General features: G+C 75.5%; 24 protein-coding genes. 15 read left to right on the top strand and 9 right to left on the bottom strand.

Annotated features, from left to right (window positions below; genetic code table 11):
• Positions 1-5 precede the first annotated feature (5 nt).
• The 3 genes from FB558_RS04360 to FB558_RS04350 all read right to left on the bottom strand — a co-directional run bounded on the left by FB558_RS04360 (position 6) and on the right by FB558_RS04350 (position 3,778).
• Positions 6-1,508: an MFS transporter gene (locus FB558_RS04360; protein WP_142048330.1), complete on the bottom strand. Its 1,503-nt coding sequence runs from the start codon at positions 1,506-1,508 to the stop codon at positions 6-8.
• 97 nt (positions 1,509-1,605) lie between these two features.
• On the bottom strand, positions 1,606-1,884 hold the full coding sequence (locus FB558_RS04355) for an Lrp/AsnC family transcriptional regulator (protein WP_142048328.1): 279 nt from the start codon (positions 1,882-1,884) through the stop codon (positions 1,606-1,608).
• 184 nt (positions 1,885-2,068) lie between these two features.
• Positions 2,069-3,778, bottom strand: a complete 1,710-nt coding sequence (locus FB558_RS04350; protein WP_142048326.1) for a DEDD exonuclease domain-containing protein — start codon at positions 3,776-3,778, stop codon at positions 2,069-2,071.
• A 108-nt stretch (positions 3,779-3,886) separates the two neighbouring features.
• Here FB558_RS04350 and FB558_RS04345 point away from each other — a divergent pair, with 108 nt between their 5' ends.
• The 4 genes from FB558_RS04345 (at position 3,887) to FB558_RS04330 (ending at position 8,279) form a co-directional block, all read left to right on the top strand.
• The gene (locus FB558_RS04345; protein ID WP_142048324.1) at positions 3,887-5,242 is read left to right on the top strand and encodes an NYN domain-containing protein; all 1,356 of its coding nucleotides are present in this window, start codon (positions 3,887-3,889) and stop codon (positions 5,240-5,242) included.
• 159 nt (positions 5,243-5,401) lie between these two features.
• Positions 5,402-5,692, top strand: coding sequence for a hypothetical protein (locus FB558_RS04340; protein ID WP_142048322.1), 291 nt, complete (start codon positions 5,402-5,404; stop codon positions 5,690-5,692).
• A gap of 347 nt (positions 5,693-6,039) precedes the next feature.
• Positions 6,040-7,035: a C40 family peptidase gene (locus tag FB558_RS04335; protein ID WP_142048320.1), complete on the top strand. Its 996-nt coding sequence runs from the start codon at positions 6,040-6,042 to the stop codon at positions 7,033-7,035.
• A gap of 95 nt (positions 7,036-7,130) precedes the next feature.
• On the top strand, positions 7,131-8,279 hold the full coding sequence (locus FB558_RS04330) for a glycosyltransferase family 4 protein (protein WP_142048318.1): 1,149 nt from the start codon (positions 7,131-7,133) through the stop codon (positions 8,277-8,279).
• Positions 8,280-8,300: 21 nt separating this feature from the next.
• Here the strand turns inward: FB558_RS04330 and FB558_RS04325 are convergent, their stop codons facing one another.
• Positions 8,301-10,124, bottom strand: a complete 1,824-nt coding sequence (locus FB558_RS04325) for an AMP-dependent synthetase/ligase (RefSeq protein WP_142048316.1) — start codon at positions 10,122-10,124, stop codon at positions 8,301-8,303.
• 203 nt (positions 10,125-10,327) lie between these two features.
• Between FB558_RS04325 and FB558_RS04320 the strand changes: the two genes are divergently transcribed.
• The 6 genes from FB558_RS04320 to FB558_RS04295 are packed head-to-tail and all read left to right on the top strand — an operon-like array spanning position 10,328 to position 14,580.
• Positions 10,328-10,723, top strand: coding sequence for a polyketide cyclase / dehydrase and lipid transport (locus FB558_RS04320; RefSeq protein ID WP_142048314.1), 396 nt, complete (start codon positions 10,328-10,330; stop codon positions 10,721-10,723).
• A 10-nt stretch (positions 10,724-10,733) separates the two neighbouring features.
• Positions 10,734-11,531, top strand: coding sequence for a metallophosphoesterase family protein (locus tag FB558_RS04315; protein ID WP_142048312.1), 798 nt, complete (start codon positions 10,734-10,736; stop codon positions 11,529-11,531).
• 35 nt (positions 11,532-11,566) lie between these two features.
• A complete protein-coding gene (locus FB558_RS04310) occupies positions 11,567-12,007 on the top strand; it encodes an SRPBCC family protein (RefSeq protein ID WP_142048310.1) in 441 nt (146 codons plus the stop codon).
• 49 nt (positions 12,008-12,056) lie between these two features.
• Positions 12,057-13,280 (top strand): ArsA family ATPase, encoded by a 1,224-nt coding sequence (locus FB558_RS04305; RefSeq protein WP_142048308.1) that lies wholly within the window; start codon positions 12,057-12,059, stop codon positions 13,278-13,280.
• Positions 13,277-13,633, top strand: coding sequence for a hypothetical protein (locus FB558_RS04300; RefSeq protein WP_142048306.1), 357 nt, complete (start codon positions 13,277-13,279; stop codon positions 13,631-13,633). Before FB558_RS04305 ends, FB558_RS04300 begins: the two co-directional genes overlap by 4 nt.
• Positions 13,627-14,580 carry an ROK family glucokinase gene (locus FB558_RS04295; protein ID WP_142048304.1) on the top strand — a complete coding sequence of 318 codons (954 nt, stop codon included), beginning with the start codon at positions 13,627-13,629 and terminating at the stop codon, positions 14,578-14,580. The genes FB558_RS04300 and FB558_RS04295 overlap by 7 nt, the downstream gene beginning before the upstream one ends.
• 22 nt (positions 14,581-14,602) lie before the next feature.
• Here FB558_RS04295 and FB558_RS04290 read toward each other — a convergent pair whose 3' ends face one another.
• Positions 14,603-15,067 carry a hypothetical protein gene (locus FB558_RS04290; RefSeq protein ID WP_142048302.1) on the bottom strand — a complete coding sequence of 155 codons (465 nt, stop codon included), beginning with the start codon at positions 15,065-15,067 and terminating at the stop codon, positions 14,603-14,605.
• A 198-nt stretch (positions 15,068-15,265) separates the two neighbouring features.
• Between FB558_RS04290 and FB558_RS04285 the strand changes: the two genes are divergently transcribed.
• The 3 genes from FB558_RS04285 to FB558_RS04275 all read left to right on the top strand — a co-directional run bounded on the left by FB558_RS04285 (position 15,266) and on the right by FB558_RS04275 (position 17,445).
• Positions 15,266-16,033, top strand: coding sequence for a lysophospholipid acyltransferase family protein (locus FB558_RS04285; protein WP_142048300.1), 768 nt, complete (start codon positions 15,266-15,268; stop codon positions 16,031-16,033).
• 78 nt (positions 16,034-16,111) lie between these two features.
• On the top strand, positions 16,112-16,894 hold the full coding sequence (locus FB558_RS43070) for a hypothetical protein (RefSeq protein WP_211366076.1): 783 nt from the start codon (positions 16,112-16,114) through the stop codon (positions 16,892-16,894).
• Between the two features lie 62 nt (positions 16,895-16,956).
• Complete coding sequence (locus FB558_RS04275; protein ID WP_142048298.1) at positions 16,957-17,445, top strand: polyadenylate-specific 3'-exoribonuclease AS; 489 nt, start codon at positions 16,957-16,959, stop codon at positions 17,443-17,445.
• Between the two features lie 23 nt (positions 17,446-17,468).
• Here FB558_RS04275 and FB558_RS43065 read toward each other — a convergent pair whose 3' ends face one another.
• Positions 17,469-17,612 carry a GPGG-motif small membrane protein gene (locus FB558_RS43065; RefSeq protein ID WP_170231178.1) on the bottom strand — a complete coding sequence of 48 codons (144 nt, stop codon included), beginning with the start codon at positions 17,610-17,612 and terminating at the stop codon, positions 17,469-17,471.
• A 156-nt stretch (positions 17,613-17,768) separates the two neighbouring features.
• Here FB558_RS43065 and FB558_RS04270 point away from each other — a divergent pair, with 156 nt between their 5' ends.
• Complete coding sequence (locus tag FB558_RS04270) at positions 17,769-19,157, top strand: class II 3-deoxy-7-phosphoheptulonate synthase (RefSeq protein WP_142048296.1); 1,389 nt, start codon at positions 17,769-17,771, stop codon at positions 19,155-19,157.
• 91 nt (positions 19,158-19,248) lie between these two features.
• On the opposite strand, the gene pknB is transcribed toward FB558_RS04270, so the two are convergent.
• On the bottom strand, positions 19,249-21,006 hold the full coding sequence (gene pknB / locus FB558_RS04265; RefSeq protein WP_170231177.1) for a Stk1 family PASTA domain-containing Ser/Thr kinase: 1,758 nt from the start codon (positions 21,004-21,006) through the stop codon (positions 19,249-19,251).
• A gap of 66 nt (positions 21,007-21,072) precedes the next feature.
• Here pknB and FB558_RS04260 point away from each other — a divergent pair, with 66 nt between their 5' ends.
• Positions 21,073-21,429, top strand: coding sequence for an Rv2175c family DNA-binding protein (locus tag FB558_RS04260; protein WP_142048292.1), 357 nt, complete (start codon positions 21,073-21,075; stop codon positions 21,427-21,429).
• A gap of 141 nt (positions 21,430-21,570) precedes the next feature.
• Here the strand turns inward: FB558_RS04260 and FB558_RS04255 are convergent, their stop codons facing one another.
• Together FB558_RS04255 and mptB are read right to left on the bottom strand one after the other, a co-directional pair.
• The gene (locus tag FB558_RS04255; protein ID WP_142048290.1) at positions 21,571-22,512 is read right to left on the bottom strand and encodes a phytoene/squalene synthase family protein; all 942 of its coding nucleotides are present in this window, start codon (positions 22,510-22,512) and stop codon (positions 21,571-21,573) included.
• Entirely contained in the window at positions 22,490-24,133 is a 1,644-nt protein-coding gene (gene mptB / locus FB558_RS04250) for a polyprenol phosphomannose-dependent alpha 1,6 mannosyltransferase MptB (RefSeq protein WP_246106244.1), read from the bottom strand. Before mptB ends, FB558_RS04255 begins: the two co-directional genes overlap by 23 nt.
• Positions 24,134-24,158: the final 25 nt, after the last annotated feature.

The raw sequence follows: 24,158 nt of genomic DNA, 5'->3' as shown, positions 1-24,158 counted from the left end.
GACCACTAGGAACGGTCGTGATCGGCGACCGGTCGCCCGTCGCGGCGGCGCAGGAGCGCCGCCACCGGGGGCGAGAGGTAGGCCGGGCCGTCGCCGTCCACCCAGCGCCGCAGGTCCGGGGCCTGCGGGCGGGAGCCGCCCAGCAGCAGCACTCCGGTGAGCAGCACGGCGCCCACCGCCGTCGTGGCGGCGACGACCACCGCGACCTGCCGGACGCCGGTGGCCGTGTCGGGCACCGCGGTGGCCAGGCGCATCACCAGCGGGGCGAACAGGAACGCCGCCTCCACGCGCAGCAGCTGCACGAGGGCGAACGCCGGACCCAGCCGCGGTGCCGGCACGCTCAGGGCGCCGAGGAACAGGCCCGGTCCGACGCCCGCGCCCGCGCCGAGGCCCAGCAGCAGACCGACGCCCGCGGCGACGGGCACGGCGGGCAATACGCCCGCGCCCGCCAGCAGGACCCCGGCGGCGGAGATCGTCAGCAGCCCGCCGAGCACGAGCACGGGCAGCCAGCGGGTGGGGAGCACGCGGGTGATCAGCCAGAGCGCGACCGCCATGCCGGCCACCTGCGTCCCGAGCACGCCACCCACCACGGGCGCGCTCAGCCCGTCGACGTCGCGCAGGCGGATCACCGACAGCTCCACCAGCGCCGTGAAGCCGGCCCCGGCGAGCATGGCGCTGCCGATGCCCGTGACGGGCAGGGTGTGCGCGATCAGCCGCACCGGCATCAGCGCCTGCTCCTTGCGGTACTCGCGCACGACGAGCGCCACGAGGGCGGCCAGGCCCGCAGCGACCACCACGACGTGCACCGCCACGGGGCCCGTGCCGCCGGCCAGCAGGCCCACCCCGACGAACGGCAACACCGTCGCCGCCGCGGCGAGTGGGATGCCGGAGAAGTCGAAACCCATCCGCGGGGCGGGCGGCGCGGCGCGGTCGAACCCCAGCACCCCGACCGCGCACCCGGCGAGCCCGACGACGGCCAGCGCGCCGAGCAGCAGGCGCCACTGGCCGGGACCGGTCAGGACGCTCCCGACGGTGGTGCCGGCGGCGGCGCCGCCGAACAGGCCCAGGTTGACCAGCGCGACGGTGAGCGGGACCCGGGCGGCGCCGTGCCGCGTGACCAGCGGGGGCAGCGCCACGACCAGCAACATGCCGGTGGCCGCGCCCTGGACGACCCGACCCGCGGTGAACCAGGCGACGCCCGGCGCCAGCGCGGCGACCCCCGATCCCAGGGCGAAGCCCGACGTGCAGGCGAGGTAGAGCCGGTGCGCAGGCAGGCGCTGGACGAGGTCGGCGGCCACGACCACACCGAGGGCGTACGCCGCGTTGGCGAGGGCGGTGGCCGGTTGCAGGCCCCCGGGTGCCGCGCCGAGCTCGGAGCTCAGCACCGGGGTGAGGGGGAACGACGCCGTCGAGAACAGGACGAAGGGCCCCAGGCCGAGCAGCGCCATCGCCACGGCGGCCGACCACCGCCCGGCGAGCGGTGGGTCGCGCCACAGCCGGGTCAGCACGGCGTGCAGGCGGCGTTCAGGCGCCGGGCCTGCGCTCGACCGTGACCGTTCCCACGAGCGACCGGCTACCCGCGGTCGCCGCCCGCGAACCCTGCGGTCAGTCGAGGCCCACCGAGAAGGTGGCCTCCGTGTCGGCGCGGGAGTAGGAGCGGAAGGCGATGTGCGTGTCGGTGCGACGCACGCCGTCGATCTTGCTGAGGCGCCCGGCGATCACGTCGGCGAGCTCCTCGTGCTCGCCGACCTTGACGACGGCGATGAGGTCGACGTCGCCCGCGCAGGAGTAGACCTCGCTGACCCCCTCGAGGTCCGCGATGGCCTGCGCGGTCTCGGGGATGCGGTCGGCGGCGGTGTGCACCAGGACGATCGCGGTGATCACGACGGCTCCCTCGAGATCAGGTCGGCTCGGCTCCGGTCGGCCCGGACACTAGGCCATGCCTCCGGCGACCCCGGAAGCGGGATTCGCATGACGAACGGCACTTTCGTCGGCTAGGAACCGACGAGAGTGCCGTTCGTCCGGGTGGGAGCCTGCAGCGGAACGGGCGCCCGGGGCGGGGCGGCACTCAGTCCACCTCCACCGGCCGCGCGCGCTCCGCCCACGCGCCCCACGCACCGGCGCCGCGGGCGGGCTCGGTCCACGACGGCTCGCTGACCACGAGGCGCGTGCCGCCCGTGGTCAGCCAGCGGTGCAGCAGCCGCACCTCCTCCACCGGCGCGCCCCGCAGCGGCCCGGACCCGGGCAGCACCGTCTGCGCGCCGAGCCGCAGCGCGTCGATCACCGGCATCGGGGCGACCCCGCGGCGGGCCACCCCGGCGGCGGCGAGCCGTCCGTACCGCACGACCGCGACCTCCCACCCCCGGCGACCGTCCGGGCGGGCCCCGACCACCTCGGGCAACGCGGCGAGGGCGGCCAGCCGCTGCGCCCGGCCGAGGCCCACGACCAGCGCCGCCAGCTGGTCGCGCCGGCGCGCCGCGGCCTCGAACCGCTCGCGGGCGGCGAGCGCGTCGATCTCGTCGGCGGCGGCGCGCAGGGCGGCGTCGTCGCGGCCGCCGACGAGGTCGTCCAGTGCCCCCACGGCCGGGGCGTACTCCTCGGGCGTCTGCAGGCCCGCGCACGGCGCGGCGCAGCGGCCGAGCTCGTGCAGCGCGCACGGCGTGGCCGAGGCGCCCGTGGCGGGGATGCGCTGGGTGCACGGCCGCAGCGGCACGACGTCCAGCACGGTGTCGACGGCCGCGGCCGCCGCGCGCCGGGACGGGAACGGGCCGAGCGCGCCGTCGCGGGGCGAGTTCACGACGGACAGGCGGGGGAACGCCTCGGCGGTGGGGGCGACCCACCAGGTGTGGTTCGGACGGCGCGACCGGCGGTTGTAGCGGGGCTGGTGCGCCGCGATGAGCCGCAGCTCGCGCACCGACGCCTCGAGGGCGTGGGCGCAGACGACGGTGTCGACCCGCTCCGCGAGCGCCACCATGTCGCGCACCCGCCTGCGCCGCTCGCCGGCGGTGAAGTAGCTGCGCACCCGCTTCTGCAGGTCGCCGCTGGTGCCGACGTAGAGCACCTCCTCGCGCGGGCCGCGGAAGAGGTAGACGCCGGGCGCCGAGGGCACCCCCTGCGCCAGCACCCGCTTCTGCCGCTGCCGCTGCGTGGGCCGGTGCGGGGCCGACTCCCGGGCCAGCGCGAGCAGCTCCTCCAGGCTCTGCACACCGAGGTTGCCGACCCGCTCGAGCAGGTGGTGCAGCACCTCGACGGTGGCGCGGGCGTCGGCGAGCGCGCGGTGCGTGGGGCGGGTGTCCGTGCCGAACAGCTCGGCCAGCGCCCCGAGCCGGACGCTCGGCGCCTCGTCGCGGGAGAGCACCGCGCGGGCGAGGCGCGCCGTGCAGAGCACCGGGGGACGCGGCCAGGCCTGGCCGTGGCGCTCGCACGCGGCGCGCAGGAACCCGGAGTCGAACGGGGCGTTGTGCGCCACCAGGACCGTGCCGCGCAGGAACTCCAGCACGGAGGGCAGCACCTGCGCCAGCCGCGGCGCGCCGGCCGTCATCGCCGACGTGATGCCGGTGAGCGCCACGATCTGGGGCGGGAGACCCGTGCCCGGATCGACCAGCGTGGCCAGCTCGCCCACCTGCTCGCCGCCGCGCACCTTGACCGCGCCGATCTCGGTGATGGCGTCCTTGCCCGCCGAACCGCCGGTGGTCTCGAGGTCGAGCACGACGAAGGTGACCTCGCGCAGCGGGGTACCGAGCTCGTCGAACGACAGCTGGGACGGTCGGGCGTGCACGGCGGCGGACGCTAGCGCCGGCCCCCGACAGTCCGTTGCCGACCGCGCGTACGGATTGTGACCGTCGCGTCACCGGTGGACCGGGCGGAACGCAGCTAACCTGGTGCGATGTCGAGGTCCGACGGCGCGCACGGCCCGCCCGAGCAGGGTGGGGCCGCGTCGTCCGCTGCGTCGTCCGCCGGCTCGGTGGACTGGACGCGGCTGCCGGACGCGGTGCGCTCCCGGCTCGCGGACCTCGCGGCCACCGCGGTGGGTGGGCTGCCGAGCTCGGACGTCCCGGCCTCGCTGCGCAGGCTCGCCCGCTTCACCCCCGCGAAGCGCGCCAAGCTCGGCGGGCCCGCCCTCACGGCGGAGCTGTCCTCGTCGGCCATGTTCCGCGCGGTGGTCGTCGCGTGGTGGGAGGAGCACCGCCCCGGCGAGCTGACGACCTCCGCCGACGATCCGGTCATGGCGGCCGCCGCCGCGCTGCTGGGCGACGACGCGGACGCCGGTGAGGCCGTCGCCGCCGCGGCGCGCCGCGGTGAGGCGATGGAGGTGCGGGCCGAGCGCGACGCGGCGGTGTCCCGCGTCGACAAGCTCACCGCGGAGCTGGAACGGCTGCGCGGCGAGCTCACCGAGGCGCGCGCCCAGGCCCGCACCGCCGGGCAGCAGCGCGACACGGAGTACCAGCAGCTGCGCAGGCGGGTGTCCGAGCAGGGCGCCAAGCTGCGCGCCGCCACCGACGCGCGGACGGCCGCCGAGGACGCGGTCGAGGAGGTGCGCCGGCGCGCCGAACGCGACCTCGCCGCCGCCCTCGCCGAACGCGACCGCGAGCGCGAGCGCGCAGAGGCCGAACGCCGCCGCGCCGACCGCGCCGCGGCCGAGGTGGCCGCCGCCCGGCAGGCGGCCCGCGAGGCGCGCAAGGCCGACGAGGTGCGGCTCTCCCTGCTCATCGACACCCTCGGCGGCGCGCTCACCGGCCTGCGCCGCGAGCTCGCGCTCGGTGGCGGCGGACCCCGACCCGCCGACCTGGTCGCCGGGGCCCGCACGGCGCGGGGCGGCAGCGCCGTCGCCTCGGCCGCCGAGCTGGACGCGCTGCTCGCCGTCCCGTCGCTGCACCTGGTGGTCGACGGCTACAACGTCAGCAAGACCGGCTACCCCGAGCTCACGCTCGCCGACCAGCGCGCCCGCCTCGTCAGCCAGCTCGGCGCCCTCGCCGCGCGCACCGGCGTGGAGGTCACCGTCGTCTTCGACGGCGCCGGTGTGATCACGGCGCCCCCGCGGGGGTCGCGCGGCGTGCGCGTGCTGTTCAGCGACGCCGGGGTGCTCGCCGACGACGTGATCCGCGACCTCGTGGCCGCCGAGCCGCAGGGCAGGCCGGTCGTCGTCGCGACGTCGGACCGGGCCGTGGTCGAGTCCGTGCGCGCGTGCGGGGCGCACGCCGTGCCGTCCGCGGTGCTGCTGACGCGCCTGATGCGCGGCTGAGCGGCACTGCCGCCACACGCTGCTGCCTCCGCAACGGCCCGGCCCGGTCGCCCGGTCGGGGGTGCGGGCACCGCGAGCGCCCGGAATTGTCGGAGGTCGCTCCTAGCGTCCTGGGCATCGGACGGCCACGGACCCGTCCGAAGCGTCGAGGGAGCAGAAATGATCATCGACTGTGACGGCTGCGCGGTCCGCGGATCGGCCTGCGGGGAATGCGTGATCGGCGTGCTGCTGGGCCCACCCGGGGCGTCCGGGGCGGGGAACGTCGACGACGGGCGGCCGCCGGAGGTGCCGTCCGGCGCGCCGATCGTGCAGCTCGACGCACCGGAGCGGCAAGCGCTCGCCGTGCTCGCCGATCAAGGGCTGGTGCCGAGATTGCGGCTGGTGGCCACCCGGACGCGCCGAACGCCCCTGGAGGCCGGAGAAGAGGGAGGCGCTCGTGACGCAGGGTGAGATCACGGCGTTGTAGAACGCATGATCGCTCCGCTCTGTGCCTGTGGGTGACAGGGGGGAGCGCGCCACGCCGAGGCACCCCCGGTTTGGACGCTCCGGCCGCTGCTCCGTAATCTCCGCGAGACCTTGCGGCTCGTCAGCCATTCGACCGCGAACGGCAACGCGAGGTCACCGCGCGCTAGTCCGATCGGTGCCGTCCTTCGCCCGATCGGGCGGCCGCGCGGAGTGCTGAGAGGAGTTCCGTCCGCGTGGAGTCGCGTCGACGTACCTCTCCGGGCTCCCGGTCCCGGGTGCGCCGGTCCGAGCGTCGAGTGCGCCGCGGTCGGTCCGCCTCCTCGGTGGCGTCGGTGGTGCTGCTGGCGGTCATGGCGATGCTGTTCGCCACGTCCCCGGCGGTGGCCCAGCCCGCGCCGCCCGAGGACCAGGCCGGCGCCGCCGCGCAACTCGAGCAGGTGCAGAACGAGGCGGAGGCCCTCACCGAGGAGTGGCACGCCGCGAAGGACACCTTCGCGGCACGGCAGTCCGAGCTGACCGCGCTGCAGGCCGCGGTCGAACCCGCGCGGGCCGCCGTCGACGCCGCGCGCGCCGAGGAGGAGAAGTTCCGCGCCCAGGTCGACGCCATGGCGATGTCGGCGTTCGAGAGCGGCAACCTCGACCAGCTCAACGCCCTGCTCGCGAGCGGCTCCCCGCAGGAGTTCCTCGACCAGATGTCCGCGCTGGAGACCGTCGCGATCGACTACCGCGAAGCGCTCGACCAGCTGCTGGCCACGGTCGACGACACCGCGCGGAAGCAGGCGGAGGCCGACGCGGCGGTGTCACGGGCGCAGGCCGCGGCCGACGAGGCCGCGCGGGCCGAAGAGGACATCGAGAAGCGCAAGCGCGACGCGGAGAAGCGCATCGACGAGGCGGAGCGCCTCCTGGACCGGCTCACTCCGGAGGAGCAGCGCGCGCGGCGGGGTTCGGATGTCGGTGGGCCGAGCGGCCCGATCACCGGCACCGGCGCGGGCGTGGAGGCGATCCGGTTCGCGCAGAGGATGCTCGGCAAGCCCTACCGCTGGGGTGCCGAGGGGCCGGGCTCGTTCGACTGCTCGGGGCTCACGTCCTGGGCGTTCAAGGAGGCAGGCGTCACGCTGCCGCGCTCCAGCAGCCAGCAGGCACGGGTGGGCACACCGGTCTCGCGCAGCGAGCTGCGCCCCGGTGACCTGGTCTTCTTCAACCAGCCGGTGAGCCACGTGGGCATCTACGTCGGCGATGGCAAGATGATCAACGCGCCCCAGACGGGCGACGTCGTCAAGTACTCGAACATCACCTCCCGCAAGCTCACCAGCGCACGTCGCTTGTAGACACGGACCTCGTCCGCTCCCCGGGAACGGGCGGCGGCCGGCCGGGGCGACCGGCCGCCGCCCGACCACCCAGACCGCGGCGATAGCGTCGAGCGGTGGCGCGCACGCTGCTCGTGACGAACGACTTCCCGCCCCGCACCGGTGGCATCCAGACCTACCTGCGGGCGTTCGCCGACCTGCTCCCCGCGGGGGAGATCGCCGTCTACGCGCCCGCGTGGCCGGGTGCGCCGGAGTTCGACGCCGCAGCCCCCTACCCGGTGCACCGCCACCCGACGCCGTTGATGCTCCCGGTGCCCGGCGTCGCGCGGCGCGCCGTGGCGCTGGCACGGGAGCACGACGCGCGCACCGTCTGGTTCGGCGCCGCGGCCCCGCTGGCGCTCCTCGGGCCCCACCTGCGCGCACACGCGGGTGTCGAGCGGGTCGTGGGCAGCACCCACGGCCACGAGGTGGGGTGGTCGATGCTGCCCGGCGCACGGGCGGCCCTGCGCCGGATCGGGGCGGACGCCGACGTCCTCACCACGATCTCGCACTACACCCGCAACCGGGTCGCGGCCGCGTTCGGCCCGCGCGCGGCCCTCGAGGTCCTGCCGTCCGGGATCGACACCGACCGCTACCGGCCCGACCCCGCCGCGCGCGCGGAACTGCGCCGCCGCCACCGCCTCGGGGACGCCCCGCTCGTGGTCTGCGTGTCCCGCCTCGTCGCGCGCAAGGGGCAGGACACCCTCATCCGCGCGCTGCCCACGGTGCGCGAGCGCGTTCCGGGGGCGCGCCTGCTCATCGTGGGGGGCGGCGCGGACGCCGCGCGCCTGCAGCGGCTCGCCCGCACCGCGGGCGTGGCCGAGCACGTCGTGCTCACCGGGCCCGTCCCCGCGGAGGAGCTGCCGGCGCACCACGCCGTGGGCGACGTCTTCGCCCTGCCCTGCCGCACCCGGGGCGGCGGGCTCGACGTCGAAGGCCTCGGCATCGTGGCACTGGAGGCCGCCGCCACCGGGCTGCCCGTGGTCGCCGGGACGTCCGGCGGCGCGCCGGAGACCGTGCAGGAGGGCCGGACCGGCCACGTCGTCGACGGTCGGGACGTGCCCGCGGTGGCCGCCGCGCTGGCCGGGCTGCTCGCCGACCCGGACCGGGCCAGGGCGATGGGCGCCGCCGGCCGGGCCTGGATGCAGCGGGAGTGGACCTGGCCGGCACGCGTGGCCCGCCTGCAGGCCCTCCTGACCGGCACCCCCCTCCCCACACCCCCCTGACCGCGAATCCCGTGGGCCGGGTCAGGCTGGGGCCTTCGTGGTGCGGTAGATGCTCGCGATCTCGTCGGCGAACGTCTTCGCGACCACCGCGCGCTTGACCTTCATCGTGGGGGTCACCTCGCCGCCGGCCTCGGTGAAGTCGACCGGGAGGATCCGGAACTCGCGGATCTGCTCGGCCCGGGAGACGGCCTTGTTGGCCTCCTCGACGGCGGCGGCGATCTCGGCGCGCAGGTCGGGGTCGTCGACGAGGTCGGCGACGCCGTCGCCCGCGGGCTTGCCGGCGCGCTCCCGCCAGCCGGGCAGGGCGTCGGGGTCGATCGTGACGAGCGCGCCGATGAACGGCTTGCCGTCGCCCACGACCATGCACTGGCTGACCAGGGGGTGGGCCCGCAGCCGGTCCTCGAGCACGGCGGGGGCGACGTTCTTGCCGCCCGCGGTGACGAGGATCTCCTTCTTGCGGCCGGTGATCCGCAGGAAGCCGGCGTCGTCGAGCTCGCCGAGGTCGCCGCTGTGGAACCAGCCGTCCTCGAGGGCCTCGGCGGTGGCGGTCTCGTTGTGCCAGTACCGGCGGAAGATGATCGGGCCCTTGAGCAGCACCTCGCCGTCGTCGGCGATCCGGACCGAATGCCCGGGCACCGGACGGCCCACGGTGCCGATGCGCTGGGCGCCCAGGGCGTTGAGCGTGACGCCCGCCGTGCTCTCGGTGAGCCCGTACCCCTCCAGGATCGGCAGCCCGATCCCGCGGAAGAAGTGCCCGAGCCGCTCGCCGAGGGGGGCGCTGCCGGACACCGCGGCCACGACGTTGCCGCCGACGGCCGCGCGCAGCTTGCCGTAGACGAGCCGGTCGAACAGCGCGTGCCGCAGGCGCAGGCCGAGCCCGGGCCCGCCGGTGTCCTGCGCGCGGCTCCAGGCGATCGCGGTGTCGGCGGCGGCGTCGAAGATCCGCCCCTTCCCGTCGTCGTGGGCGCGCTGGCGGGCGCCGTTGTAGACCTTCTCGAACACGCGCGGGACGGCGAGCAGGAACGTCGGCCGGAACGCGGCGAGGTCGGGCAGCAGCTGGGCGACGTCGGGGGTGTGGGCCACGACGGTGCGGGTGTACAGCGCGCCGCACTGGATGACCTTGCCGAAGATGTGCGCGAGCGGCAGGAACAACAGCACGGAGCCGCTGTCGGTGAGCAGCTGCGGCAGCATGCTGACGCACGCCTTGACCTCGCTGACCAGGTTGCCGTGGGTCAGCTCGCAGCCCTTGGGCCTGCCGGTGGTGCCGGAGGTGTAGATCAGCGTGGCGAGGTCGTCGGCACGCACGGCCGCGGTGCGGGCGCGCACCTCGTCGGCGGGGGTGTCGGCGCCCAGCGCGAGCAGCTCGTCGACGGCGGCCCGCCGGCCCTCGGCGGGCTCGATCTGCCACACGTGCCGCAGCTCCGGGCAGTCGGCGCGCACGCTGTCGACCAGCCCGACGTGCTTGCCCGACTCGACGACCGCCGCGACGGCACCGGAGTCGGACAGGATCCAGCTGATCTGCTCGGCCGACGACGTCTCGTAGATCGGCACCGTGGCCGCGCCCGCGGCGAGGATCGCGTAGTCGAGCAGCGACCACTCGTAGCGGGTGCGCGACAGCAGCGCGACGCGGTCGCCGGGCCGCACGCCGGCGGCGACCAGGCCCCGGGCGACGTCGACGACCTGCTCGGCGAACTGCGCGCACGTGACGTCGGACCAGCCGCCGGAGGCGTCGCGGAGCCGGTAGACGACCGACGGCCCGTGGTGCTCGGCGTTGTCGAACACCGCGTCGAGGAGGTTCTCCTCGTCACCGACGCGAACGGTGGCGGGGACGCTGTACTCGCGCACGCAGGACCTCCTGACCGGCACTGGCTCTGGTAAGTGGGCAACCTACCCCGCGGTAGCCCGCACCGTCAGGGCGAACGCCGCGGCAGCGAGGCCCGCCCCACCGCAACGAACGGCACTTTCGTCGCTCCCTAGCCGACGGAAGTGCCGTTCGTTGCGCGGGCCTGGGGCCGTGAGCACGCGCGGCCGTCCGGCACGCTGTCCCCGTGCCTTCGGTGGACGTGATCGACGAGACGTTCCTCGCGTGCCCGCCTGCGGTGGTGGCCGCGGAGTTCGCGGTGCCGGCGCGGTGGCCGGTGCTCTGGCCGGACCTGCAGCTGCAGGTCATGGCCGACCGCGGCGACGAGGGGATGCGCTGGACGGTGCGCGGCGCGCTCGTCGGGAGCATGGAGGTGTGGCTGGAGCCGGTGCTCGACGGCACGGTGCTGCACTACTACCTGCGTGCCGACCCGCCGGGCCCGGACGGTCATCCGCGCCCGGCGCCGCCCCGGCGCGCGGCGGCCGAGGCGCGCCGGCGCCAGCGCGCCGCCAAGGCGATCGCGTTCGCGTGCAAGCAGCGCCTCGAGGCGGGGCGTGAACCGGGGGAGCCGCCGCGTCGGTAGGTTGGGCGGCATGCGTGTGCACGTGGTCTCCGACGTGCACGGCGCCGCGGACGCGCTGGCCCGGGCCGGGGAGGGCGCCGACGCGCTGATCGTCCTGGGTGACCTCGTCGACTACGTCGACTACCGGGACCCGACGGGCGGCATCCTCGGCCGGGTACTCGGCGCCCAGGTGAGCAGCGAGTTCGCCCGCCTGCGCACGGCGGGCGCCCGCGAGGAGCTCATCGCCTACATCCGCGACGCGTGGGCCCGCGTGCCCGACGCGCCCGCCGTCGTGCGGGAGGCGGTGCGCGAGCAGTACGACCGGGTGTTCGGCGCCGTCACCGCGCCCACCTACGCGATCCCGGGCAACGTCGACGTGCCGCTGCTGTGGCCGGAGTACGCCCGTCCCGGCCTCGAGCTGGTCGACGGCGAGGTCGTGACGATCGGCGGGCTGCGCTTCGGGTTCGTCGGCGGGGCGCCGCTGCCGCCCGGCGTCACGCCGCGCCCGGGCGGCCCGTGGACGCCGCACGTGGTGCCCGCCGAGCAGTTCGCGGCTGCCGTCCACGGCCTCGACGGCACCGAGCCGCTCGACGTGCTGTGCAGCCACGTGCCACCGGCGGTGCCCGAGCTCGCCTTCGACGTGGTCACCCGGCGCGCGGAGGCGGCGTCGCGCGCGCTGCTGGACGTCGTGCGCCGCGACCGTCCGCGTGCCGCCCTGTTCGGCCACGTCCACCAGCCGCTCGCCCCCCGGGTGCGGATCGGGCGCACCGAGTGCGTGAACGTCGGCCACTTCCGCAGCAGCGCCACCCCCTACGTGCTGCGCTGGTGACCGCGCACCGCGAACCCACCGGTAACGTGCCCGGCATGGCCGACGCGACGACCTCCTCGATCACCATCTCCGCGCCACCGGAGCGTGTGATGGCCGTGATCGCCGACTTTCCCGCCTACCCGGACTGGGCGTCGCAGGTGAAGAGCGTCGAGGTGCTCAGCAGCGGCGGGGACGGGCGCGCGGAGCGCGTGCGGTTCACGATGGACGCGGGCCCCATCAAGGACTCCTACACCCTCGACTACACCTGGGCGCCCGACGACCGCTCGGTCAGCTGGACCCTGGTGAAGGGCCAGATCCAGAAGGCGCAGAACGGCTCGTACACGCTGGCGGAGCGGGGCGGCGAGACGACGGTGACGTACTCGCTGGCCGTCGACCTGAACATCCCGATGATCGGCATGCTGCGGCGCAAGGCCGAGAAGGTGATCATCGATACCGCGCTCAAGGGGCTGAAGCGCCGCGTGGAGACCGGTAAGTGACGGCCCCGCTGACGGCCGGCGCCTGATCCCGCGGCTACCCTTCCGCGTCGTGCGCGTCGTCCTGTTCACCGGCAAGGGAGGCGTCGGCAAGACCACCCTCGCCGCGGCCACCGCCGCATCGCTCGCGCGCTCGGGGCGCAAGGTGCTGGTGGTCTCCACCGATCCCGCGCACTCGCTCGGCGACGCGCTCGAGGTCGAGCTGGGCGGTGAGCCCGTCGAGGTGGAGGCGGGCCTGTACGCCGCGCACGTCGACGCGCGCGCCCTGCTGGACGGCGCGTGGTCGCGGCTGCAGGGGCACCTGGGCACGTTGCTGGCCGGGGCCGGTGTCGACGAGCTGGTGGCCGACGAGCTGACCGTGCTGCCCGGCGTCGACGACCTGCTGGCCCTCGGCGAGGTGCGCCGCCTCGTCGAGAGCGGCCTGTGGGAGGTCGTCGTCGTCGACTGCGGCCCCACCGCCGAGACCCTGCGGCTGCTCGGCCTCCCCGAGGCCTTCACCGCCTACCTGGAGCGGTTGTTCCCGGCCCACCGCCGCGCCGTGCGCGGGCTGCTCACCGGCCTGGCAGGCGCGGGCCGCGACGCGCAGCCCGCCTGGGACCGCGCCGTCGACGCCCTGGACGCGCTGGCCGAGCAGCTGCGGGGGCTGCGCGAGCTGCTGGCCGACCCGGACACGTCGATCCGGCTCGTGCTCACTCCGGAACGGGTGGTGGTCGCCGAGACCCGTCGCACCCTCACCGCGCTGGCCCTGCACGGCCTGCGCGTGGACGGGCTGGTGGCCAACCGCGTGCTGCCCGAGGCGCCTGCGTCGCTGCGCGGGCCCGCCGGGCGCTGGCTGCGCGAGCGGCACGCCGAGCAGAAGGCCGTCCTCGCCGAGCTGGACGCGCTGCCGCTGCCGCTGCGGATCGCCGAGCACACCGCGACCGAGCCCACCGGCCTGCCCGCGCTGCGGGAGCTGGCCGGGGTCCTGTACGAGGCCGACGACCCGGCCGCGGCGACGCAGGACGCGGCACCGCCGCTGCTGCAGGTCCGCCGCACGGCGGGCAGCGGCACCTCGCCGGACTCGGCGTTCGAACTGGTCGTGGCGCTGCCCGGCGCGGCGCGGGGACAGCTCGACATCACGCGCATCGACGACGACCTGGCCATCACCACGGGCGGCACGCGGCGGGTCCTCGCGCTGCCGTCGGTGCTGCGCCGCTGCACCGCCACCGGGGCGCACCTCGACGGCGACGACCTGCGCGTCGCGTTCGTCCCCGATCCCGCGGTCTGGCTCCGGTGACGGGCTGCGACGCGCATCCGGGAGCCGGCGCGGACATCGGTGAGGAGCTGCGCACCCTCGTCCTGGGCGCGCTCGACAAGGTCGACCCCGTGCTGGAGCGCCTGCGCGAGGAGCCCGCGACCACCGGCGCCGGGACCTGCGCCGTGTGCCCCGTCTGCGCCGTCGTCGCGGCCCTGCGCGGGGAACGCCCCGAGCTGGCGGCCCGGCTGGCCGAGCACGCGTCGGGGCTCGTCGCCGTCCTGCGGGCCGCGCTCGAGGAGGGCGGGCCCGCTCCCGGCGCCGCCGCGCCGCCGGAGCCCGCGCCGTCGCGGCGGGTGCAGCGCATCCACGTGGATCGGCAGGCCTCGTGCTGACGATCGGGGTCGACGTCGGCGGTACGAGCGTCCGGGCCGGGGTGGTCGACGCGGAGGGCAACGTCCACGACACCGCGCGCACGCCGACGCCGCGCAGCCAGACCGCGTTGGAGGCGGCCCTCGCAGGCGTGATCGGCGAGCTCGCGGCCCGGCACCCGATCGGGGCCGTCGGCCTCGCGCTCGCCGGGTTCGTCACACCGGACCGGCGCAGCGTCCGGTTCGCGCCGCACCTGTCCTGGCGGGACACGCCCGTCGCCGACCGCATCGCCGAGCGGATCGGGCTCCCGGTCGTCGTCGAGCACGACGCCAACGCCGCGGCGCTGGCCGAGCGCCACTTCGGGGCCGCGTCGGGCGCGTCCACGGTGGTCTTCGTCGCGCTGGGCACCGGCATCGGCTCGGCCCTGCTGATCGACGGCGAGCTCTACCGCGGCGCGTTCGGGGTGGCCCCCGAGCTGGGCCACCTGCAGGTCGTGCCGGACGGCCGGCCGTGCCCGTGCGGGAAGAACGGCTGCTGGGAGCGCTACTGCAGCGGTACCGCGCTGGCCACCACGGCCGTGGAGCTGCTGGCCCGCGACCCGGGCCGCTCCCCGCTGCTGCGCCGCCTGGTCGCGGGCGACCCGGGGCGGGTGACGGGGCAGCGGGTGGCGGCGGCGGCCCGCGACGGCGACGCCGTGGCCTGCGCCGCGATGGACGAGCTGGCCCGCTGGCTCGGCCAGGGTCTCGCGCTCGTGGCCGACGTCTTCGACCCGGAGCTGGTGGTGATCGGCGGCGGTGTCTCGGTGTCGGCGCCGCTGTTCCTCGACGAGGCGCGCGAGCACTACGCGGCGACCGTGACCGGCGCAGGACGGCGTCCGCTCGCCCGCATCCGCACGGCGCAGCTGGGTGAGGCCGCCGCGGTGGTCGGTGCCGCTCAGCTGGCCCGCGAACTGGCCCGCCCCGCGCGCTGAGCGCCGTTCGCCCAACGCGGTGTTACAGAACCGCGCCGTCGTCGTCGTCCTCGTCGTCGCGGTCCGGCGGGTCCGGCCACAGGCGCAGCACCAGCCAGCCCAGGCCGGCCGCGAGTCCCACCAGACCCAACGGGAGCCCGTACGGCTCGGACACGCCCAACAGCCCGGGGGAGACGACGAGGACCAGCCCCAGGGCGAGCAGGGTGAGCCCGACCAGCGCCGGCGGGCCCAGCCGCGGCAGGGGCGGCGGCTCGGGCGGCACGAAGTGCTCGTCCTCGGGAAGCGGGACCGGAGCGGTGGGCGGCGCCGGATCGGGGGAGCGCGGCGGTGGTGGCGCCTGCGGCGACTCGAACAGGCCCGCAGGCGGATCGACGTCGGCAGGCCACTCGGGCACCTCGCCCTCGCGGCGCCAACCGGCCACGATCGCCTCGAACTCGTCGGGCGCGGCGCCGTCGGGCTGCGCGCGCTCGTCGGGATCCCGGTTCACGCGGCCTCCTCCCTGTTGCACGGGCCGCTCGGCCCGGACGCGTCGCCGTGGAGCCGGGGAGCGCACGCGGCGGGAGCCCCATCCTGACACGCCGGGGCGAGGATGGGGAGGAGTTCGCGCCCGATCGCGAGTGCCCGTTGTCGGCGCGTCGCGTGCGTCCGTAGGCTGGCGCGGTCGAGGTGGAGGGGGCACGCCCAGGTGCTGTACTGGTGGTCCAAGTTCGTGCTCCTCGGTCCGCTGCTGCGACTGTTCTTCCGGCCTTCGATCGAGGGCCTCGAGCACGTCCCCGAACGGGGCGGTGCCATCCTGGCGAGCAACCACCTCGCCGTCGCCGACTCGTTCTTCCTGCCGCTGCTCGTCCCGCGGCGGATCACGTTCCTCGCCAAGCGCGAGTACTTCACGCAGCCGGGGCTCGTCGGCTGGTTCAAGAAGATCTTCTTCACGGGCGTGGGCCAGGTGCCGATCGACCGGTCCGGCGGGTCGGCGGCGCAGGCCGCGATGGACACCGCCGTCCGGCTCCTGCGCGAGGACAAGCTGCTGGGCATCTACCCCGAGGGCACCCGGTCGCCGGACGGGCGGCTGTACAAGGGCAAGACCGGCGTCGCGCGCATGACGCTGGAGGCGGGCGTGCCCGTCATCCCGGTCGCGATGATCGGCACCGACCGCGTCAACCCGATCGGTTCCCGGATCTGGCGGCCGCGGAAGGTGCGCATCAAGATCGGCGCGCCGCTGGACTTCTCGCGGTACGCCGGGATGGCGGGCGACCGGTTCATCGAGCGGTCGATGACCGACGAGATCATGTACGCGCTCATGGAGCTCTCCGGGCAGACCTACGTGGACCTCTACGCGGCCTCGGTGAAGGAGCGGGCGGCCGCGGCGGAGCAGGCGCCCGCCGAGCCCCCGGCCCCCGACGAGGGCGGGGACGGCCGCGACGCAAGCCGCGTCCCGGGGACGCGCGCCGGCTAGCTCCGGGAACCGCCGCCGGCGCTCGGCTCCGCCGAACGCACGATGTAATACGCCGATCGCACGCGGCGATGAGGGGGTGTGGCAGTGTCGGACGATCCGCTCCGGGAGGATGCAGCCGTCCCGGCACCCGCGGAGGACTTCCTCCGCGACGACATCCGCCTCGACGACCTCCGGGACGATCCCGCGGACGACACCCGTGGCGACGCGGTGGGCGAGCCGGGTTACGTCGGGGACGGCCTGGACGAGCCCACGGCCATCGCCGGGGACGACGACCGGCCCACCACGAAGCTCCCGCGGGTCGTGCAGGAGCAGGCCCCCGTCGCGCCGCGCTCCTGGATCGCGGGCGTCGCGCCCTGGGCGGTGTTCGGCGTGGTGGCCGTGGTGGTGGTCGCCGCAACGTCGGCATGGGCGTCCTGGTTGCGCGGTCCCACCACCGACCAGCACGCCGCGACCCCGCGGATCGCACCGGTGCAGACCTCGGCGCCCGCACCGCCCGCCCCCGAGCCGACCGCGGAGCCGAGCCCCGAACCGAGCGCCGAGCCGGAGCCGGTCGCGCGCGCCACGCAGCCGCCGGTCACCCGGGAGCGCACCCGCGCGCCGCGGACGCAGACGCAGGCCCCGCCCCCGCGACCGCCGGCGGCCGCGGACGACGCCGGGCCGACGAACCCACCGCCCGCGGCCTCGAGCGCTGCGACTCCGCCGCCGCCCGCGGCCGAGGCCGCGAGCGGCGCCGCCGCCGCGGAGATGGCGGGCGACGAGGACTCCGACGAGGACGAGAAGTCGAAGGACGCCGCGAAGGACTCCTCGAACGACTCCGCGACCGGCTCGTCCGAGGACTCCTCGGACGAGGGCGACGACTGACGACCGCACCGACCGGCGGCCGCACCCGCAGCGTCGGGAGCGGCGTCCTCTAACCTGCCGACGTGCGGTTCTTCTACGACTGCGAGTTCATCGAGGACGGGACGACGATCGACCTGGTGTCGATCGGCGTGGTCGGGGAGGACGGACGCGAGTTCTACGCCGTCTCCACGGAGTTCGACCCCGACCGGGCCGGCCCGTGGGTGCGCGCCCACGTGCTGCCGAAGCTGCCCTCGCCTGCCGACCGGGCGTGGCGGTCGCGCGCGCGGCTGCGGGCCGACCTGCTGGAGTTCCTCACCGGTGCCCCCGGCGAGGTGGAGCTGTGGGCGTGGATCGCGGCGTACGACCACGTGGCGCTGTGCCAGTTGTGGGGCGCCATGCCGGCGCTGCCGCGGGCGCTGCCCCGGTTCACCCGCGAGCTGCGGCAACGGTGGGAGGACGCCGGGCGTCCTCCCCTCCCGTCACCGACCCCCGACGCCCACGACGCGCTCGCGGACGCCCGGTTGAACCTCAGACGGTGGGACGCGATCGAGGCGGCGGTGGCCGCGCGCTAGGAGCGCAGACCACGCCGCCCGGATCAGGCGAAGATGCTCACCCCACCGGGGCCGACCAGCAGGCCGACGATGATGAGCACGATGCCCCAGATGAGCTGCTTGCGCAGGATCGCGAAGACGCCGGCGACGACGAGGACCACTGCGAGGATCCACAGAAGAGTTGCCATGGCGACGGAGTGCCCCGTGGAGTCCCCTGTGGAATCGGGCCGATCGGGTGATCACGGCCACGTCGGGTCGGCCGGAGGCACCGGGGGAGGGGGCCGTCCGGCCCAGCGCAGGTCCGACGCGGAGGTCTTCCGGCGCACGGCCTACCCTTGGACCTCGTGAACTGGACGGTCGACGCACCTGTCGAGGTGCTGCCCGAGCTGCCCCCGCTGCCCTCGGACCTGCGGGCCCGGCTCGACGACGCGCTCTCCCGTCCGGCCGCTCAGCAGCCCGACTGGCCCGACGCCGCGCACGTCGCGCACGTCCGCACGGTGCTGGAGAGCGTCCCGCCGGTGACGCTGCCGCCGGAGGTCGACCGGCTGCAGGAGCGGCTGGCGGCCGTGGCCAACGGCGAGGCGTTCCTGCTGCAGGGCGGCGACTGCGCCGAGACGTTCGTCGACAACACCGAGCCGCACATCCGCGCCACGATCCGCACGATCCTGCAGATGGCGATCGTGCTGACCTACGGCGCGTCGCTGCCGGTCGTGAAGGTCGGTCGCATCGCGGGGCAGTACGCCAAGCCGCGCAGCGCCCCGCTGGACGCGCTCGGCCTGCCCTCCTACCGCGGTGACATCGTCAACTCGCTGGTGGCCGACCCGGCCGCGCGGGTGCCGGACCCGTCGCGGATGGTCCGGGCGTACGCCAACGCCGGCGCGGCGATGAACCTGGTGCGCGCACTCACCGCCACCGGCATGGCCGACCTCACGATGGTCCACGACTGGAACAAGGACTTCGTGCGCACCTCGCCCGCGGGGGAGCGGTTCGAGGACATCGCCGCGGAGATCGAGCGCGCGCTGCGCTTCATGGACGCGTGCGGTGTGGACGACCACAACCTGCACAGCGTGGAGTTCTACGCCAGCCACGAGGCCCTTCTCCTGGACTACGAGCGGGCCCTGCTGCGCCTGGACGCCTCGCGCCCGGAGCCGCGGCTCTACGACCTGTCCGCGCACTTCCTCTGGATCGGGGAGCGCACCCGCCAGCTCGACGGCGCCCACATCGCGCTGGCCGAGCTGCTGTCCAACCCGATCGGGCTCAAGATCGGCCCGAGCACCACGCCGGAGCTGGCCGTCGAGTACGTCGAGCGGCTCGACCCGCACGCCACGCCGGGCCGCCTCACGCTCGTCAGCCGCATGGGCAACGGGCGCGTCCGCAACGTGCTGCCGGCGATCGTGGAGAAGGTCGAGGCGTCCGGCCACAAGGTCATCTGGCAGTGCGACCCGATGCACGGCAACACCGTCGAGTCCACCACCGGGTACAAGACGCGCCACTTCGACCGGATCGTCGACGAGGTGCAGGGCTTCTTCGAGGTCCACCGCGCGCTGGGCAGCCACCCCGGCGGCATCCACGTCGAAGTCACCGGCGAGGACGTCACCGAGTGCCTCGGCGGCGCGCAGGAGATCTCCGACACCGACCTGGCGGGCCGCTACGAGACGGCCTGCGACCCGCGCCTGAACACCCAGCAGTCGCTGGAGCTGGCCTTCCTGGTGGCGGAGATGCTGCGCGGCTGACGCACCTTCCTGCCCGCACCTTGGAGCCGTACTGCTGTCTTTTCGGCCGCTGAACAGCAGTAAGGCTCCAAGGTGCGAGCTGGGCTGCCGCTTAGACCGTGCTCAGGTGGATCGTCGTTCCCCTGTCGACCGTTGCGCCTGCCGGGGGGTCCTGGCCGATCACCCGGCCGTTCTCGCGGCCGATGAGGAACGCGGTCTCCTCCTCGGCCTCGAGGTCCAGCTCCTCGAGGATGTCGGCCGCGTCCTCGTAGTCCTCGCCGATCACCATCGGCACCCGGACGGTCTCGGGCTCGCCCTCGCCGCTGCTCACCACGATCGTGACGGGTTCACCGGTCGCGACCTCCTCGCCGGCCTCCGGATCGGTGCGCACGACGGCGCCCTCCGGCACCGAGTCGCTGTCCTCGGTGGCCTCGGAGCTGCGGACGGGCGTGAGGCCGGCCTCGCGGATCGCCTGTTCCGCCGCGGCCACCGACGTGCCCGGCGCGACGTCCGGGACCGTCGGGCGACCTGAGGAGACCGTGACGGTCACCGTGCTGCCGCGCAGCAGCCGCGCGTCCGGCGGCGGGTCGGTGGCGCTGACCAGCCCGGCGTCGACGTCGTCGTGGTGGGCCTCGGTGAGGCGCCCGACGAGGTCGGCGTCGGCGAGCACCCGTTGGGCCGCCGACTCCTCGAGGCCGACCAGCCGCGGCATCGCCGTCCACCGGCCGCTGCCCAGCCACCACGCCGAGACGCCGACCAGCATCGCCAGCACGAGGACGATCGCGATCCACACCGCGAAGACCCGCCTGCTGCGCCTGCGGGCACGCAGGTGGGGCGGTGGGCCGTCGTCGACAGGGCGGGGCATCGCGCGGGTGCCCCCTGGCCCCGCGTGCGCGCCGGTCGCGGCACCCGAAGTGAGGCGGCGCGGCGCCGCGGGGACCGTGTCCTGGTCCTCGACGGGTCGGGCGGGTGGCACCGGCGGCGGAACCCGCGGCACGTCGAGCCGCACGGCCACCCGGTGCAGCTCCGCCAGCAGGGCCGCCGCATCGGCGGGGCGGGCGGCCGGGTCGCGGCGGGTGGCGCGCAGCACCAGCGCGTCCAGCTCGGGGGGTACGTCCCCGGCGATCTGCGACGGCGGCGGCACGTCCGAGTTCACGTGCCGGTAGGCCACCGAGATCGCCGTGTCGCCGGTGTAGGGCGGGGCGCCGGTGAGCAGCTCGTAGAGCAGGATGCCGGCGGCGTAGACGTCGCTTCGGGCGTCGGCGGCACCGGTGGCGACCTGCTCGGGGGACAGGTACGCGACCGTCCCCATGATCATTCCCGCGCTGCTGGCGCGCGACTGGGCGGCCGCGGTGACGAGCCCGAAGTCGGCCACCTTGACCTCGCCGGTGCGGCTGATCAGCACGTTCTCCGGCTTGACGTCGCGGTGCACCATCCCGAGGCGGTGCGCCTCCGCGAGCCCCGCCAGTACCGGCTCCATCACCGCGAAGGCGGCCGGCACGCCGAGGGCGCCACGGGCGCGCAGGACGTCGCGCAGCGTGCCGCCCTCCACCAGCTCCATGACCAGGAACAGCAGCGGGCCGTCACCGAGGCCGAGGGCGCTGTCGTGCCCGGTGTCGCTGACGTGCTCGCCCTGGTCGTGGACGTCGACGACGGCGGGGTGGTCGATGCGCGCCGCCGAGCGGGCCTCGCGTTCGAACCGGGCCCGGAATGCGGGGTCGGCCGCGAGTCGCGGCTCCATCACCTTGATCGCGACCGGCCGGTCGAGCCGGATGTCCGTGCCCCGGTAGACCGCGGACATGCCGCCGCGGGCCAGCAGCGGGCCCACCCGGTAGCGCGCGTCGAGCAGCGCGGCGGGCGGGGCGTTCACGCGATGACGGTACCGCTGCGGTGCAGCCTTCTCCGACGCGCCGCGCCTGTGGCAGGCTATCGCCCCGTGAACGAGGTGTTCGGGCTGTCCGAGGATGTTGCGACGCTCCCCGTCGCGGAGGTCGCCCAGCGGTTGGACCAACCCGTGTCACGGGTGCACCAGCTCGTCAAGGACGGCCAGCTGTTGTCCTTCCGGCGCGAGGGCGAGGTCGTCGTCCCGGCCGACTTCCTGGGCGAGGACGGCGTGGTGATCAAGGGTCTGGCCGGGACGATCACCGTGCTGCGCGACGGCGGCTACGCCGACCCCGACATCCTGCGCTGGCTGTTCGAGGAGGACGACTCGCTGCCCGGCACGCCGGTCGCCTCCCTGCGCGCGGGCCGGCACCGGGAGGTCAAGCGCCGAGCCCAGGCCATGGCCTTCTGACCCGGAGGCCGAACGGGAGACTCACCCCGTCCGGACGGGAGACTCGCGCTGTCCGGACGGGAGACTCGCGCCCTCAGAGCGCGAGTCTCCCGTTTCGTCCGGGTGAGTCTCCCGTCTCGACAGGGTGAGTCGCGCGCGGCGTCAGGTGCGGGCGCGGGCGGCGAGGGCGCGGACCAGGCCGGGGACGGCCACGGCGGCGCGGGTGCGGGCCGGGACCGACACGCGGCGGTGCAGGACGTCGTACCCGGCGGACTCGATCTCGTCGAGGATGCCCCGGTAGAGGGTGAACGCGCACGCCACGCAGGCCCGGGAGACCGGCTCCAGCATGCCGACGCCCGGGGCCGCGCGCCGGTAGACCGCCCGCGTGTGCGCCACGAGGTGCGCGAGGGCCCGGCGGACCCGGGGGTCCTGCCGACGCGTGCGCCGGCACCAGGTGAGCAGCTCCCGGTCGACGCCGAACGCGGCCAGCTCGGCGGCGGGCAGGTAGATGCGGCCGCGGTCGAGGTCCTCGCCGACGTCGCGCAGGAAGTTGGTGATCTGGAACGCGACGCCCAGCGCGGCCGCCGGGGCCTCGGCCTCGGCGCGCGGCACCGTCGTGCCCAGTACCGGGAGCATCTGCAGCCCGATCACGGCGGCCGAACCGTGGACGTAGACGGCGAGGTCGTCGAACGTGGCGTAGTCGGTGACCTCGGTGTCCATCCGCATCGACGTCATGAACGCGGTGAAGTGCGCAGGGTCGATCGTGAAGCGCCGGGCCGTGTCGGCCACCGCGGCGAGCACCGGGTGGGCGGCGGGGCCGCCCGCCAGCGCCTGGCGGAGCTCGGCGTCCAGCGCGTCCAGCCGCGCGGCCCGGTCGGGGGCGGGCCGCCCGTCGCGCAGGTCGTCGACGATCTCGTCGGCGAAGCGCGCGAACCCGTAGAGGGCGTGCACGGCCGGCCGCCGCTCCGGCGGGAGCAGGCGGGTGGCCAGGAAGTACGTGCGGCCGTGGTGGGCGTTCAGGGCGCGGCAGGTGGCGTAGGCGGCCCGCAGCCCCGGATCGGTGACGCCGGCGGCGTCGAGCTCAGCGCGCCCCGGGCTCGGCACCGGCGGGCACCGGCTCGGACGCCTCCCGGGGACGCCGGCGGGCGCCCGCGGAGAGCCGCAGCGGGTCCGGCCGTCGCAGCGACACCGCGGCGAGGACGGCCACCAGGGCCCACGTCAGGAGGTAGGGCCCGTCGTAGAGGGCGTCCTCGCCGTGGGAGTAGTACGCGATCGTGAGCATCACCGAGAGGAACACGGTGACGGTCAGGCCGCGCACGGTCCACGCCGCCGCCGCGAGCAGCGCCATGCCCCAGCTCACGTACCACGGCAGGGTGGCGGGGGAGAGCACGGCGACGGCCAGCAGCACGATCCCGGCCCGGCGCACGGCATCGGGCCCGCCGTCCCGGGCCGCCCACCACTGCGTGACGGCGATGTAGGCCAGCAGGAGCCCGCCGAGCGCACGGGCGACGTTGATGAACGGCTGCATCGGCACGTTCACGAGGTTGGCCACGAGGGTGTGCGTGAACTGCCCGACCGCCGTGGGGATCGACATCCAGTTCACGATCATCGACGGTGCGCTGAGGGCGGGAAGCCAGCCGAGCCCGACGCCGGCGGCCACCGTGCAGGCCGCGAACACCACCAGGAACACACCCACGCCCGCCGCGGTGGCCTTCGCGATCCGGACCCGCTGCGAACCGGCCAGGTGGGCCGCCCACACCAGCACGAGGAACGGCAGGGCCACGGCGGCGCTCGCCTTGACCGCCATCGCGGCGGTGACCATCGCGATCCCGCCGATGTGCCCGCCCCGCAGCGCGACCAGCGAGCCCGCGGCGAGCAGGCCGACCACGAGCAGGTCGTTGTGGCCCCCACCGACGAGGTGGATGACCATCAGCGGGTTGGCCACGGCCACCCACAGCGCCACCGGGACGCGCCCGCCGAGACGCCGGGTCAGCTCCGGCAGGGCCCAGATCAGCAGCAGCAGCCCCGGCAGGAGCGCGAGCCGCATCAGGATGACGCCGAGGATCATCGCGTCGCCGGTCAGCCAGGCCACGAACTTGGCGATCAGGATGAACAGCGGCCCGTACGGCGCGGGGGTGTCCTGCCAGAAGTAGTGGACGTTGTCGGCGAAGAGCCCCGGCATCGCCTCGGGGCCCACCGCGTAGGGGTCGAAGCCGGCCAGCGGCAGCCCGCCCTGCGCGAGGTAGCTGTAGACGTCCCGGGTGAAGAGCGGGGGCGACACCAGCATCGGCGCGGTCCACACGCACGCCACGGTGAGGACGGCCCGTCCGCCGATGCGGTGGGCCAGCACGTCGCGGCCCAGGCGCACCCACGCCCACACCATCAGCGCGACACCGGCGTAGACGGTGAAGGCGGCCAGTTCGCGACCGTGGCCGTAGCGCCAGAAGCCCAGCGGCGAGTTCGACAGCAGCGGGTCGTGGACCAGGACGCCGCCCGCGCCGAAGCCGCCGACGACCATCAGCAGGGACGCGGCGAGACCGAGCAGCAGGGGGCCGCGGGGCGGCCGCCCGAAGCGGTCCCGCCAGGACCGCGGCTCGGTGGCGGGCTGGTCGGGGGCCGCGGCGGGCAGCGCGTCGCGCACCGTGGGCGCGTCGTCCTGGGCGGGTGCGCGCTCCGCTGCCGCGTCGGGGAGCGTCGGCCCGTCGACCGGTGGTGGTGGCTTCATGACGCGATCCATGCTCGCATGCCTC

Source organism: Pseudonocardia kunmingensis, from assembly GCF_006716445.1.
In the GTDB taxonomy this organism is placed as follows: Bacteria; Actinomycetota; Actinomycetes; order Mycobacteriales; family Pseudonocardiaceae; genus Pseudonocardia; species Pseudonocardia kunmingensis.
Note: the sequence above shows the minus strand (reverse complement) of the source record. Positions and strands in the feature narration are given on the sequence as shown.